Below are 14004 nucleotides of genomic sequence, written 5' to 3' on the forward strand. Positions count from 1 at the left end.
TAGCCCGGCTGCCCGCCGCTATGACGTCCGCCGCATTCATTTTAATTTTTACTTTTTAACTTTTAATCTTCCACCTGCACCAGGTTTGGTACTTCCAACATGGTTACCGCATCTTTTGAATGCACCATCTGCACTGCGCCTTTGGATGCAAAGCGGTAGATCTTACCGGTATTCATACCTACGGTAGTTAATGCAGTATCCCCAATGTACCGGAAGGCAAAATGTGTGGTATCATGTCCTAATAATCGTTGGGCCGTGCCCGTTGTAGCAGCCAGGGTGGCTCTCTTTTTTCCGCAACACATAGTGTAGTCTTTTTTAGGATGAAGTATTTTCCTTTGAGGTTAGTTTTTCCAGTAAAATAGCGGCGCCGGAAAGGGCCGGCCATAACAGCAAGCGCTCTTCCCAGCTAATGCCCAGCCATGCGGCAAAGGGCAGCGCTATCCAGATGCTTAAACAATAAAAGCAGTCAAGCAGGTTTCCGAAGAAACCTGCTCCTGCTTTTTTCCGCAACCAAAAAATAATGTCAAACGGGCCGTCTTCTGCCTGTAGCAGGTGCGTGATGCGCCAGGTGGCCAGTATACATAATATGAATAAGTATATATGCATTAACGTTAGTGCTTATCCTAAACAGAAACCTTTAGGCATATAATTGTAATACCCGTACTGGCTGCTGCCTACAATGGTACGGTCATGGCCCTGGATCCAGATGTTGTAACCACAGGGCGGTGTAACATTGGCCGTGGTTTGCAGCGTCCAGGTGCCGGACTTGCCGTTATTCGGTAACGGGAACAGGCCACTGCCATAAGCCAGGGATGCGGTAGGCAATCCATCAATAGTGATGGTGGTGCCCGCTGCGGCCGGGGTAATGTACAGGCTCAGGCTGTCCGCATCATTATCCAGCATCTGGTAAGTGCCGGAAATGCTGCTGCCCGGCGGGAAATCGCCGCAATCGCCGCCACCGCTGGTAATGGTCACATCCACATCAGGTGCATGTACATCGGCCAGGAATTTCACCCACTGGCTGTTATAGAACACGCCGCCCAGGGATACATCTTCAAACTCTATCTTAATATAATGCACGCCATTCTGGGCCGGTACAAAACTGCCAAACAGGTCGTCCACGATAAAGGTGTTGGAGCTGGGGTTGGCCAGGTAAGGCATCCAGCCGTTGGCATCAGGCGTAAGTGTGATGGCCGGGCTTATGGTGCCAAAAGTATCCGTTTTAATATGAACAGGCGACATAACAGAATGTTCAGAGGTTCCTGGTTCTATAACACGGATCCGGTACCGGAAGTTGTGTGTATTCTGGTTAAAGAAGCGGCCACGCAGGGTGGTATTACCGCCAAACGGACTTTGTACTGCCGTAAAACCAAGCGTGTGCAGGCCGTTGGCTTCGCCTGTTACACCGCTGATCAGATCTACCGGCATACCGCCCAGCAGCTCTATAAAGGGTTTCAGCTGGCCGTTAGGTACGCCCTGCGGCAGCGGTTTAATTTCAACGGTGCATTCTTCACGGTCGCCCCAGGGTGCCACCCAGTTGGGATCAACGGGCGGTACATAGTTCCAGGAAAGGATCACACGTACCTTGGCTTTGCCGGTCTGGCACCACTCTTTCTGATACGGGTCCAGTACTATTTTCAACGGGGCATTGTACCACAGGCCGCCATCGGGTATGGGAATATCGTGTACGGTTACGGAAGAAGTGCCCATGTACACCCATCCACCGCCAAAGTCCATATAATACGCCAGGTATTCTTTGGAGCCTTTGGAGCATAGGTTACCGGAGTAACCGGCATTGCGTTTTATTTGAATGGCGGCATTCAGCGTGTCAAATTCACGGTTCAGGCCTACACAGCTCACCTCTTCATAGGTGGTGTTGAACTGTTGCTGCTGCAGCACGCCAATAATGTCGCTGAGGTCCAGCTCATATTTTTTCAGCAGCTCGTATTGCGGGGCTGTGATGGCTGCTTTGGTGAAAAGGGCATTGCTCACAAAGCTGTAGCCTTTGCGGGCGGGTTCCACCTCTTTTCCGTAAATTTTGCTGATCTCTGCCAGGGAATAGTTTTCTTTTGCCACGGCAGTATATTCCAGCGGGGGCAGGTTTTTTTCTACCTGGTCAAACTGTTTTTCATCCAGTTTCACACCTACATTTCCCAGTATATCATCCAGCAGGCAAATAAAACCGGTACGGGGTGCGGCCTGGATGTTGGCGTCCAGCACATTGCCCCAGATGGGGATCCAGAAAGGCGCTCCGGCGGGCGGCGGCTGGTTCCAGGAAAGAATGGCGCGTGCGCGGGGCAGTACCGGCTTTTTATCGCAGCAGCTTCTTTTCTTGGGCGTAAAGGTGGTGAACAGCTCATAACACAGGTCCTCGTTGGCGCCAAAGTCGTGGATGTTAAAGTCCACCACGCCTTCATCCTCCCAGGAGGTGCCGTTGTCATAACTCACATAAAAGCGAACATACTCTTTACTGCCGGGCGTACAGGGGCCGCCGCTGTAACCATAGCCCTGTTTCACCTTTACAATGGCGCTCAGGCGCTGTATATCCGGTTTGTAGCTAACGCAGGTCACCTGTTCATAAAAGGTGTTGTACTGAATGTTAACCTCCGGCTTAAACAGCTGGTTCAGGGGGCTGTCTTTGTCCTGAATGCCGAAATAGTTTGGATTTTTTAGCAGCAGCCAGTGTTGCTGGCTTCGCAGGCCGGCATTATCGTCTGCTGCTGCCGCGGCCCCAGCTGGTGCTATGGTTGCAGGTACTTTTGCAGTGGGTGCGGTTTGGGGAACCGCTTTACGTGGTTGTGATTGCATAACATTACATTTTGGGGTTCTACTGAAAACTATAATTGTCCTCCATAGTAATGAGGAGGTTTTGGGGTTTGAAGGATACAAAAGTAACGGAATAGGATAACAGGAGACAAGCGTAGAAATACCTGATTAATGTGCTGATATGCTGATGCCTGGCAGTTTCAGGAAATGCAATCGATCTAAAATAAAATGCCCCGCAACACAAAGGTGCGGGGCATTTTAAATGCAGTTGTTTATAACATTTATAAACCAGTAAATTGAATTAATCCAGCGTTGCTATCAGCTTATTATTCAGCGCTACATAGTCATCGTTCTTCGCTTCTTTGGAAAGTTCGATTGATTGCAGGGCAGTGGCTTTTGCGCCTTTTTTGTCGCCGGCTTTAGCCTGGATCCGGGCTTTCAGGTAAAATATGTAAAAAGCCTTGGGGTTTTCTTTGGTAGCGGCATCGGCCCAGGCCAGCGCCTGTTTCAGATCTTTACCATTCTCCAAATAATAGCTGGCTGCTGCAAAGTAAGGCTTCTTTTCACCTTTCATCGCTTCATCTATCTGGTTCATTACCTTACCGTCAATATCGGCAGTAATTTCAACCGGTACACCGGTGCGCTCCCACAACAGCATCATGTTCATGGAGGTAGACCGTACCTGGTCAAACATGATCATAAAGCTTTCTATGTCTACCGGCAGGTCAACCGGGCTTACGCTGATACGTACCACATCATTTTCCGGTTTGTAGGCAGCAGGGCTGGTTACGTCCAGGTCTTTGGTCAGGATCACCGTCCATTCAGACTGGCCAGGAATTGTTAGCAGGCCGTATTTACCGGCTTTCACATCTTTGCCGCCGAATTTTACATCATCGCCAAAAGTAATGGTGGTAGCGTTGTTGGCGCCTGTTCTCCATACTTTACCATAAGGCACCAGGTCGCCCATGATCTTACGGCCTTTTACTAAAGGGCGGGAGTAGTTCACCTCTACAGATGATAAGGCAAAATCCTGTTTAACGGTTTGAGTAGGGCTGGGCGCAGGCAATTTCAGGTTCTGTGCAAATGCACCCTGTGCCATGCACAGGAGCGCGCAGGCTGCTACAGTGAAATGGTAACGGAAAGTTTTCATAATATAATTGGTGGTTTAAAAAGCGTAAAGGATAAAGCTGAAAGCGTAAAGCATAAAGCGCAAAGCAAAAAGGATAAAGGAGAAAGCAGAGAGCATATAACGTTGACAAATACACGCTTATCATACTATGCGGGCAGCTTTATGCTTTATGCTTTCCGCTTATTATAGCTCGGCTTTCCGCTACTCAATAAGTCCATTCCTGAATGCATAGATCACCAGCCCTACGGTATTTTTGGCGCTGGTTTTTTCCAGCAGCTTTTGCCGTATGCCCTCTACGGTGCGAGGGCTCAGAAATATTTTTTCAGAGATCTCCTGGGTGGTGCATTCATTGCAGATCAGCTGCAGCACTTCCTTTTCACGGTCGTTCAGCTGCAGTTCCGTATTGGCGCTGTTGCTCTTAAAGGTAGGTTTGAACTGTTGTTTATTCTTGTGCAGTACTTTCTTCAGCAAGGCCAGGTTCACGTTCTCGCTGAAATAAAATCCTTTTTCATACGTGGTGCAAATGGCTTCGTATATTTCTTCCGGTTCTGCATTTTTCAGTAAATAGGCGTTGGCCCCATTCTCTACCAGGTGTACAATAAAGTTATCATCTTCATACATGGTCAGTATGATGACCTTTATATCCGGGTACCGTTCCTTTACCTGGATGGTGGCCTGTATGCCATCCATATTGGGCATTTTCAGGTCCATCAGTATTACATCCGGCTGCTGCTCATCCATGATCTTTAACAGGTGCTCACCATCTTCCGCCTCAAAGATCACATTAATATTATCATACGGGGTGAGTGTATTAATAACGCCGCTGCGAAAGATCTTGTGATCGTCAGCAATCGCCACTTTTATCTGTTCCGCCATAGGGAGTAATAATTGTGTACAGTGTAAATAGCCCGTAAAGTTAAGTGATTTTTTTTCTTAACGTTTAATGATCAACAATTTAATAACTAACAAATTATTAGCTAATTCACTGACGGTTGATAATTTTCCACCCGTATCTGCGCAATTGTTCCTTTGGGTGACCTCGGCACAAAGTTGATACTTCCGCCGATAATATTCAAGCGGCTTTCGATATTTTTAAGTCCAAGGCTGCCTGTTTTCTTGCGGGAGCTGTCCAGGGCGGCCAGCAGCAGGCCGTTGCCATTGTCTTCTACGTCAATGCTTAAGAGGGTAGGGGTGCTGTGGTAGGTGATCAGTACTTCCGTGGCCTGTGCATGTTTCAGGATGTTATTCATCAGCTCCTGTACCACGCGGTAGATGTTCAGGGCTTTTTCCCGGTCTACCGGCTGCCCGTTACCCGCGGTCTTAAAGGAGATGGTTACCTGTTTATTTTTGTTCATCAGGCTGCAGAACGAGTCCAGGGCATGTGAAAGGCCCAGGTTATCCAGCGCCTGGGGGTGCAGGCTTTGGGAAATGAAACGCAGGTGCTGTATAATGGTGTCTGTAAAATCTTTGGTTTCTTTCAAACGGTCGCCTTCACCGTTGCCGTTCTTGAGGTGCTGCTGCAGCTGGCCAATATTCAGCTTTAGTACGGATAGCTGGGCGCCTACTTCGTCATGCAGGTCTTCTGCAATACGTTTGCGCTCCTGCTCCTGGCCCTGTAAAACAGCCACCAGGCGCTCCCGTTGCAGCTGCAGGTCTTTATCCCGCAGCACCAGCTTGTGCTGGATCACCTGCTTTTGCTGAAATATCACCAATACTACCACCAGTATGCCCAGCAGGAGCATGGCGACTGTTCCGATTATAACTATTTCGACAAAATTCATGACCTCAGCTTTTTGGCTTTCATAAGACCAATATAAAAAAGAATTCCTTCAATGATACCGCCTATAAAAGTGATCGGTTGAAAAGCAGTATTATATAAAGAATGCCGTAAAAAGAAGTTATAAGCCAGTGAAAACAAAAAAGAACTGCACAGGTAAATGAAAAGTCCGGAATTAAACCAGAAGTTAGGTAAAGAGTTAATAAAAACAGCTTCTTTTATAAGATCATCATCAGATAAAAGCTGAATAAAGAATATAATACCATAAGCCAGTAATAAGCAGGTTCTTACGGTGGCAAAGATGGAATTATAAGTGTAGATCCCTTCCAGCTTAAAGAAATCCAGGATGAACAGGATGAACGCAGGGATCAGCAGGATCTTTATAATTAACTTAAGGGGAGGGCGTTTTATGAGTACATAATAATATGCTGAAAGGATGATAAATTGTAAGAGGTGCATCACAGAAGTAAACCATAGATTGTTCCGGTACAGGGCGGCAATCAACAATGAACCTAACGCAAATACAACACTACTTAACAGATAGTAATAAGCCCATCTTCCGGCTTTGTCCAATACACTATAATTTAAAGTGAAGGGGATCAAAAGCAAGCATTCGATCCCCGTCATAGTGTAAAATAGAATTTCAATTATACGCACTTAATCTTATGATTTTTTATCTACTCAGGGGCAATATTGCGGACACGCCAGACCGCCATCCAACGCCTTACCGCCGCCATCTTCTTCCGGGTCGCCCGGAGGCGCAAAGCTTGCACCGGCGGTATGCGGTTTCGGTGGATGGTAAGGCATATTTTTACCTTCTTTATTTACAGGATAGATGACCATTTTCTTGTCGTCAATTCCATCACCATTCAGATCTTTACCATAATAAATACGGATGCCTACGCAATCCGGGCAATCCAGGAGTTCCTTGATCTTATCCTTACCAAAAAAGTAAGCTTTGGTGAAATCCTTTTTACCTTGTTGTGTTTCATGATCATGGAAGTTGCCGATCAGCCTATCAGCTTCTTTCAATGTAATGAATGTTCCCGCATCAGGGGGGAAGTTCCTTTTTGCTGTGGTACTCATGTGTTTTAGTTTTAGTTAGTAGAGTGTGATGAGTTATGGGCGTAAAGGTATCATAAAATCTTTCTCATCAAATAGCCGGTATATATAATACTTTTGTGTTAATTATAACTGGATTCCGGCTGTAATGCAGCGCCAGAAAGGATTTGGCAAATACGCCCCCTCTGAACGTTTTTTACCATTTCCCGTATTTTTCGGAAAAAATGCGTAGAACTACGCATTCCGGGAGCCTGCCCGGCACAGCCATTGTTTTTTTCCCGGTAATGAATATTTTATAAGCCGGCTGTGCTGGCCGGTTGTACGACATATTATATGGTTTGCCAGTTTTCTACCCCGGATCATCACACCATATAATGATAGTAGTTCCAAAACTTTTTTTCGCATAGGGATAGCCGTTAAGAACCCCGCTTTCCCGCGTCTGCAGCGGCTTATGCGTACTTTCCGCAAAATTGCGTAGTTCTACGCAATTTTACCTTTTAAGCAGTTTAACGCTTGACTGCTGTTCCAATATTCTCAACCTTTGCATCATCAACCTAAGGAAAAAGATTTTGGAAACACGTTATTCACAAGAGGGGGACAGTACTTGGGTTTTCACTTTTTGGGCCTTTCTACCCATGTTTGTTTCTTCCGGTATATGCAGAGAAAAAGAGTAAAGAGAAAAAAGTATGGCTGTTCTCACGAATAGCCGGTTTTTAGGTTTAGCTCGTTAACCCCTTTTTTTTAAAATTTAAAACTATGAGTTACCTGTTAATTGGCAACATCTCTGCATTGATCTGTGACGATTGTATCGAACCGCTGGCAAAAGGCCGCTTACGGATCTACTTACCAGAAGACACTTATCCGGCTGATACCTCCGGTCTGGCTAAGTTTAACCACCTTATACAGTTAACGCCCACGCAAGTGGCGCGTAAAGAACATCGTTTGTTAACAGAAACAGTGCTGGATGAAAGAGGCGATTTTCGCCTTTCCTGGGAACAGCTTCACCTGTTCACGGAACCCCTGGAACTGGATCTGTGTTTAGAGCAGATCCCGGGCCGGGCCTCCGGTAAAAACAGCGTAACACAGTATCACCTGAGCAAACTGGTGCCACACTGGAAACGCACAAAAGATAAATACCTGGCCGCATTTGCCTACGTGATCCCTTCCGAACACTGGAACCTGATCCGTGGCAGCTACGACACCTGGGTGATTAGCGGTACGGTACGCCATTTTGAAACCATGGCCGGCCAGCCGCAGTTAAAAGTTGAGATCTACAATGCGCAGAACGGCTGCTTACTGGGCGCCACCCATACCAATGGGCAGGGCCGCTATAAGCTGCAGTTTGGAGTAGAAGATATGTCAGCAGGAGCGTTACCGGTAAAACACGGGCAGCATCATACCGGCCCGGATGTATATTTTAAGATCTACCGTAACAACCAGCTGCTTTGGGAGGAGGATGCACAAACGGCAAAATGCCCTGAAAGGAGAGCTATTGCTCCCTGTACACTACTGAATATCGTAATTAAGCCTGCTAGCGCCACACGAGCTACAAGGCAGCTGACTCACTGGTTGGGCGGCTGGTCTGTAGTAACCAGGCAAAGAAGGAAACATTCGGATGATTTTCAGTTATTAGCGCCATTCTAAGAGTTTTAGTTAGGAGTCCATCTTGTTTGAGAGCCCCAATGCAAATACAAAAACAGCTACCGCTTCAGCCAGTTATAGGTAGCTGTTTTTTTTAGTCCATGGTCCATAGTCGATGGTCCATGGCATGCTCATGTGATAAGTGTGTAAGTATAAGCAGGTCCCCCAACCTTTTCTATTACGTTCTATATGCTCCACGAAAAATGCAATGGACTATGGACCATCGACCATGGACCATTCAAAATCTCGGATGGAACCGTTGCAAAGTATCCCTTAAATATTCCCGGTCCAGGTGGGTATAGATCTCCGTTGTAGTAATACTTTCATGCCCCAGCATTTCCTGCACGGCTCTCAGGTCGGCGCCGCCTTCCACCAAATGGGTAGCAAAAGAATGCCGGAAGGTGTGGGGCGATACCTGCTTTTGAATGCCGGCTGCCGCCGTTAATTCCTTAATCACCAGGAAGATCATTACCCGGCTCAAACCGCTGCCACGGCGGTTCAGGAACAAAGTATCTTCCTGTCCCTTTTTGATAGGTACATGCACGCGCACCTCGTTGGCATACAGGTTAATATATTTTATTGCATCCCGGCCAATAGGCACCAGCCTTTCCTTGTTGCCTTTACCGATCACACGAATGAAGCCCGCATCAAAATGCAGCTGCGATATTTTGAGGTTCACCACCTCACTAACACGCAATCCGCAGCTGTACATGGTTTCCAGGATGGCGCGGTTACGCTGCCCTTCCGGGGTACCGGCCTTTATTTGCCCTATAATATTTTCTATTTCTGCAAAGCTCAGCACATCCGGCAGCTTGCGGCGTATTTTGGGCGCTTCCAATAGCTGTGTAGGATCCTCTTTAATAAGGTCCTCCATCAGCAGGTATTTATAAAAAGCCTTGATGCCTGAAATAATGCGTGCCTGTGAAGTAGCCGTCATGCCCAGCTGGGCTATCCATTGGGTACAGGATTGCAGGTCATCCAGCGTAACCTGCTCCGGCGATATTTTTTTATCGTTGGCCAGCAGGTACTGTTCCAGCTTTTCTACATCGCGTATATACGCCTGCACGGAGTTGTCTGAGAGCGAGCGCTCCAGCTGCATATAAGCGCTAAAACCTTTCAGGTACACGTTCCACATAAGTTATTAAATAGTCCATGGTCCATAGTCGATGGTCCATGGACTATTGCGTAGGGTTGATTGAAAACGTAAATGTAAATTAAAATAGTCCATGGTCGATGGTGTATACCTGCCGCATATTTTGCAACGGCAGCTTTCTGCTGGCTCAGTCAACTGGTATGCACTTGAAACTTTATTGTGAGCCCCTATCACAGCCAGCAATTGGTTCCATATTTTATGCTCATCGTCCAGCCTCAAACCCGCCAGCAATTGGTTCTAATACCCCCATCACGTTTCCATATTTGCGCATGTCTATGCCTCATCTTCCAATCCAATTTTCAATTCCCTGTTTGCAATCGGTTCCATATTCCTATACTCCATATCCCAACTTCAGTCTTCCACCCCTCATTTTCATTTCCCCAAACACGCCGTTTAGAACTGATTAACTAAATTTGAATATTATTCATTCTAATCATTCTTTAATTAGAAATATTCGAACAAATTCATGTGTTCTTTTACTATTTTAGCGCCGCCTGATACAAAGGTTTTACCTTAATTTAGCAATGCAATTTTAACAAAAACGCATATTTATTTAACATATCATGCCGGACATTCCACTTCAGAAGATCCAGAAATTACTGGTAGCTAACCGGGGAGAGATTGCAGTACGGGTATTGCGCGCCGCTGCCGAACTACGCATCCGAACCGTAGCTATTTTCACGTATGAAGATCGTTATTCACTGCACCGCTACAAAGCAGATGAAGCTTACCAGATAGGCAAAGACGATGACCCCTTAAAACCTTACTTAGACATTGAAGCCATCATTCAACTCGCAAAAGAACAGCAGGTAGACGCCATCCACCCCGGCTACGGATTCCTGAGTGAGAACGTGCAGTTTGCACGCCGCTGCCGGGAAGAAGGCATTATTTTCGTAGGCCCCACACCGGAAGTAATGGCCCAGCTGGGCGATAAAGTAGCCGCCAAAGCCCTGGCCCGCGAAGCGCAGGTACCGCTGATAGAAGACAGTCAGGTAAAGCTGGAAAGCGTAGCCCTGGCCTTACAGGAAGCAACGCGTATAGGCTTTCCCGTAATGCTGAAGGCAGCTGCCGGCGGCGGTGGCAGAGGCATGCGCGTAGTGCATAACGCAGCTGGTTTGGAGAAATCATTTACAGAAGCCCGCAGCGAAGCTGCCAAGGCATTTGGCGATGATACCATCTTCATTGAAAAGTTCATTGAAGAGCCCAAGCATATTGAAGTGCAGCTGATGGGCGATAACCATGGCAATATTGTGCACCTCTATGAACGCGATTGCTCCGTACAGCGCCGCTTTCAAAAAGTAGTGGAAATAGCACCCAGCCCCAACCTGCCGGAAGAAACCCGCGAAGAGATCTATCAATACGCCCTGCGCCTGGCCCATAAGGTAAACTATAATAACGTAGGCACCGTAGAGTTCCTGGTAGACCGTCAGAACAAAGTATATTTTATTGAGGTGAACCCCCGCATACAGGTAGAGCATACCGTAACGGAGGAAGTAACCGGTATTGATATTGTACGCTCACAGATCCTCATTGCACAGGGCCACCAGCTGAGCGACCCGGAAATATTCCTGAAAGGGCAGGAGGATGTGAAGCTGAATGGTTTTGCCGTGCAATGCCGCATTACCACAGAAGACCCCGAGAATAACTTTACCCCGGATTACGGGGTGGTAATAGCCTACCGCAATGCCGGCGGTTTCGGCATCCGCCTGGATGAGGGCAGCACCTATTCCGGCGTAAAGATCTCGCCCTTTTTTGACTCTATGTTGGTAAAGGTAACCGCCTCAGGCCGCACCCTGTCAGGCGCCACCGCCCGCCTGCACCGCACCTTACGCGAGTTTCGCATACGCGGCGTAAAAACCAATATCGGCTTCCTGGAAAATGTGATCACACATGATATTTTCCGCAAAGGCAACTGCACCGTTGGGTTTATTGATAAGCATCCCGAGCTGTTTAAGCTGGCGCAGATCCGCGACAGGGGTACCAAAACCCTGCTATACCTGGCAGATGTTACAGTGAACGGTCACCCGGATGTAAAGGTGAAAGACCCTAACCGCAGGTTCCGCATACCGCAGGTGCCGGCCTATTCCCGCATTACGCCTTTCCCGGAAGGTACTAAGAACAAGCTGCAGCAAATGGGCCGCGATGACTTTGCGCGCTGGCTGCGGCAGGAAAAACCGGTATATTTTACAGACACCACTTACCGCGATGCCCACCAAAGCCTGCTGGCTACCCGGGTGCGCACCAAAGATATTATGGCGGTAGCAGAAGGCTATGCGCGTAACAACCCGCAACTGTTCTCCATGGAGGTTTGGGGCGGCGCCACCTTTGACGTTTCCATGCGTTTCTTGCATGAATGTCCCTGGAGGCGCCTGCAACAGATCCGGCAGGCCATGCCCAACCTGTTGCTGCAAATGCTGTTCCGCGGAGCTAACGGTGTCGGCTACTCGGCGTACCCGGAGAACCTGATCGCCAAGTTCATTGAAAAAAGCTGGGAGAACGGTATTGACATATTCCGCATTTTTGATTCCCTGAACTGGGTAGATGCCATGGCCCCCAGCATACGCTTTGTACGCGAATACACCGATGCGCTGGCCCAGGCAGCCATTAGCTATACCGGCGATATCCTGAACAAGGACAACAGAAAGTACACCCTTCAATATTATGTGGACCTGGCTAAACGCCTGGAAGATGCCGGCGCACATATGCTGGCCGTAAAAGATATGGCAGGGTTGTTAAAACCACAGGCCGCATCACTCTTAATAAGCACGCTGCGCGAAGCTGTGCAGCTGCCTATAGTGTTGCATACACACGATACATCGTCCGTGCAGGCCGCCACTTACCTGAAAGCCATAGAAGCCGGCGTGAACGTGGTAGACGGCGCTATAGCCTCCCTGAGCGGGCTCACCTCGCAACCTAACCTGAATGCGCTGGTGGCCATTTTAGACGGGCATGAAAGAAGCCGCCCCATGAACCTGGCCTCCCTGAATGAATACAGCAATTACTGGGAAGATGTACGCGAATACTATTATCCCTTTGAATCAGATATGAAGGCAGGCACCGCGCAGATCTATGAGAACGAGATCCCCGGCGGGCAATACTCCAACCTGCGCCAGCAGGCAGAATCACTGGGCCTGGGCACGCAGCTGGAAACCATTAAAAAGAACTACGCTGTCGTGAACCAGCTGTTTGGCGATATCGTGAAAGTAACGCCCAGCTCCAAAGTAGTAGGGGATATGGCCCTGTTTATGACGGCTAACGGGTTAACAAAAGAAGATGTGCTGGATGAAACCCGCAACTTCGCATTCCCCGCTTCTGTAACCGGCTTTTTCCGTGGCGACCTGGGAGTGCCGTATGGCGGTTTCCCTGAAAAGCTGCAACGCATTGTGCTCAAAGGTGAGCAGCCCCTGAAAGGCAAACCCAATGAGCATTTGCCGCCAGTTGATTTCGACAGCGACTTTGCAAAGTTCCAGCTAAAATACCCGCAGGCCGAGTTCCTGGATTACCTCAGCTATCATATGTTCCCGAAAGTGTTTGATGAGTATTACCATCATACCATGATCTATGGGAACGTAGAAGCCATTCCCACACCAGCCTTCTTCTATGGATTAAAGCTGGGCGAGGAAATGCTGGTAACCCTTAGCAAAGGCAAAACTATTATTGTAAAGCTGCTGTATGTGCAAAAGGCCGATGAAAGCGGCATGTGCACCGTAGTATTTGAGCTGAATGGTTATACCCGCCGCGTGCAGGTAAGGGATCACTCCGTATCCAGCCTGGTGCCGGTTAATAAAAAAGCCGCTAACCCCGATCTGGAAATAGGCGCCCCCCTACAGGGCAAGCTCTCCAAACTGCTGGTACGCGTAGGCGACACCGTAGGCAGCAACACCCCGCTGTTTATTATTGAAGCCATGAAAATGGAAACAACAGTAACGGCAACACGCACTACCAAAGTAAAGGCAGTACATTTACCGGAAGGTACCATGGTGCAGCAGGATGACCTGGTAGTGGAGCTGGATTAGTTTTAATTACCTGTTTGATCATACAGCGGCGGTCTTCATTTGAAGGCCGCCGCTTTTTTATTGTCCTTTTACCGCCTTCTTAAGAATAACCTATTATTAAAGTATTAATAACCCATAGATAATCTGTATTGATTCAGAATTGACTTTACATGTTGGGGGTTAATTAAGGATTAATTAAATTACTAACATGAAAGGAAAATCATTAGGACCACCTCCTATCTACGCCGAGACCTTGAAAATCAGCGTTGCCCGGGAATATCTATCGACAGATCAAAGCTATGGGGAGTTGGCAAAGAAGTACGGCCTTAAAAACAGAGAGGTCGTTAGGAGTATGGTGTCCTGGTACGAAAGGCATTACAGCCAGGATCAGCTGCCAGTAGTTAAAAATGCTCCAGCAGTTGGCTCACCGGACCTAAAAGCAGGAGCCTCCAATACAGATAAGGAAAAACAATTAAAGGAA

12 protein-coding genes are annotated in these 14004 nt (G+C 47.8%); 3 read left to right on the forward strand and 9 right to left on the reverse strand.

What is annotated here, in order from left to right; genetic code table 11:
- Window positions 1-62: 62 nt before the first annotated feature.
- The 8 genes from BMZ54_RS21345 to BMZ54_RS21385 form a co-directional block, all read right to left on the reverse strand.
- Window positions 63-302 carry a hypothetical protein gene (locus BMZ54_RS21345; RefSeq protein WP_089917069.1) on the reverse strand — a complete coding sequence of 80 codons (240 nt, stop codon included), beginning with the start codon at window positions 300-302 and terminating at the stop codon, window positions 63-65.
- A gap of 13 nt (window positions 303-315) precedes the next feature.
- On the reverse strand, window positions 316-606 hold the full coding sequence (locus tag BMZ54_RS21350; RefSeq protein ID WP_089917073.1) for a DUF1360 domain-containing protein: 291 nt from the start codon (window positions 604-606) through the stop codon (window positions 316-318).
- Window positions 607-618: 12 nt separating this feature from the next.
- Entirely contained in the window at window positions 619-2808 is a 2190-nt protein-coding gene (locus tag BMZ54_RS21355; protein WP_089917076.1) for a hypothetical protein, read from the reverse strand.
- 259 nt (window positions 2809-3067) lie between these two features.
- Complete coding sequence (locus BMZ54_RS21360; RefSeq protein WP_089917080.1) at window positions 3068-3916, reverse strand: DUF2911 domain-containing protein; 849 nt, start codon at window positions 3914-3916, stop codon at window positions 3068-3070.
- A gap of 180 nt (window positions 3917-4096) precedes the next feature.
- Complete coding sequence (locus BMZ54_RS21370) at window positions 4097-4771, reverse strand: response regulator transcription factor (protein WP_089917089.1); 675 nt, start codon at window positions 4769-4771, stop codon at window positions 4097-4099.
- 101 nt (window positions 4772-4872) lie between these two features.
- Window positions 4873-5676, reverse strand: a complete 804-nt coding sequence (locus BMZ54_RS21375) for a sensor histidine kinase (RefSeq protein ID WP_089917092.1) — start codon at window positions 5674-5676, stop codon at window positions 4873-4875.
- Window positions 5673-6245, reverse strand: coding sequence for a hypothetical protein (locus BMZ54_RS21380; protein WP_089917096.1), 573 nt, complete (start codon window positions 6243-6245; stop codon window positions 5673-5675). The genes BMZ54_RS21375 and BMZ54_RS21380 overlap by 4 nt, the downstream gene beginning before the upstream one ends.
- Window positions 6246-6353: 108 nt before the next feature.
- The gene (locus BMZ54_RS21385) at window positions 6354-6758 is read right to left on the reverse strand and encodes a hypothetical protein (RefSeq protein WP_089917099.1); all 405 of its coding nucleotides are present in this window, start codon (window positions 6756-6758) and stop codon (window positions 6354-6356) included.
- A 732-nt stretch (window positions 6759-7490) separates the two neighbouring features.
- On the opposite strand from BMZ54_RS21385, the gene BMZ54_RS21390 reads away from it, so the two are divergent.
- Entirely contained in the window at window positions 7491-8378 is an 888-nt protein-coding gene (locus BMZ54_RS21390; protein WP_089917104.1) for a hypothetical protein, read from the forward strand.
- Window positions 8379-8613: 235 nt separating this feature from the next.
- Here the strand turns inward: BMZ54_RS21390 and xerD are convergent, their stop codons facing one another.
- Window positions 8614-9510 (reverse strand): site-specific tyrosine recombinase XerD, encoded by an 897-nt coding sequence (xerD, locus tag BMZ54_RS21395; protein ID WP_089917107.1) that lies wholly within the window; start codon window positions 9508-9510, stop codon window positions 8614-8616.
- A 581-nt stretch (window positions 9511-10091) separates the two neighbouring features.
- Between xerD and BMZ54_RS21400 the strand changes: the two genes are divergently transcribed.
- Together BMZ54_RS21400 and BMZ54_RS21405 are read left to right on the forward strand one after the other, a co-directional pair.
- Window positions 10092-13544 (forward strand): pyruvate carboxylase, encoded by a 3453-nt coding sequence (locus BMZ54_RS21400; protein ID WP_089917110.1) that lies wholly within the window; start codon window positions 10092-10094, stop codon window positions 13542-13544.
- A 187-nt stretch (window positions 13545-13731) separates the two neighbouring features.
- Window positions 13732-14004: transposase (locus BMZ54_RS21405; RefSeq protein ID WP_143081002.1), on the forward strand; the 273-nt coding region annotated here is incomplete at its 3' end.

The sequence above is a fragment of the Chitinophaga rupis genome, from assembly GCF_900109685.1.
Classification (GTDB): Bacteria; Bacteroidota; Bacteroidia; order Chitinophagales; family Chitinophagaceae; genus Chitinophaga; species Chitinophaga rupis.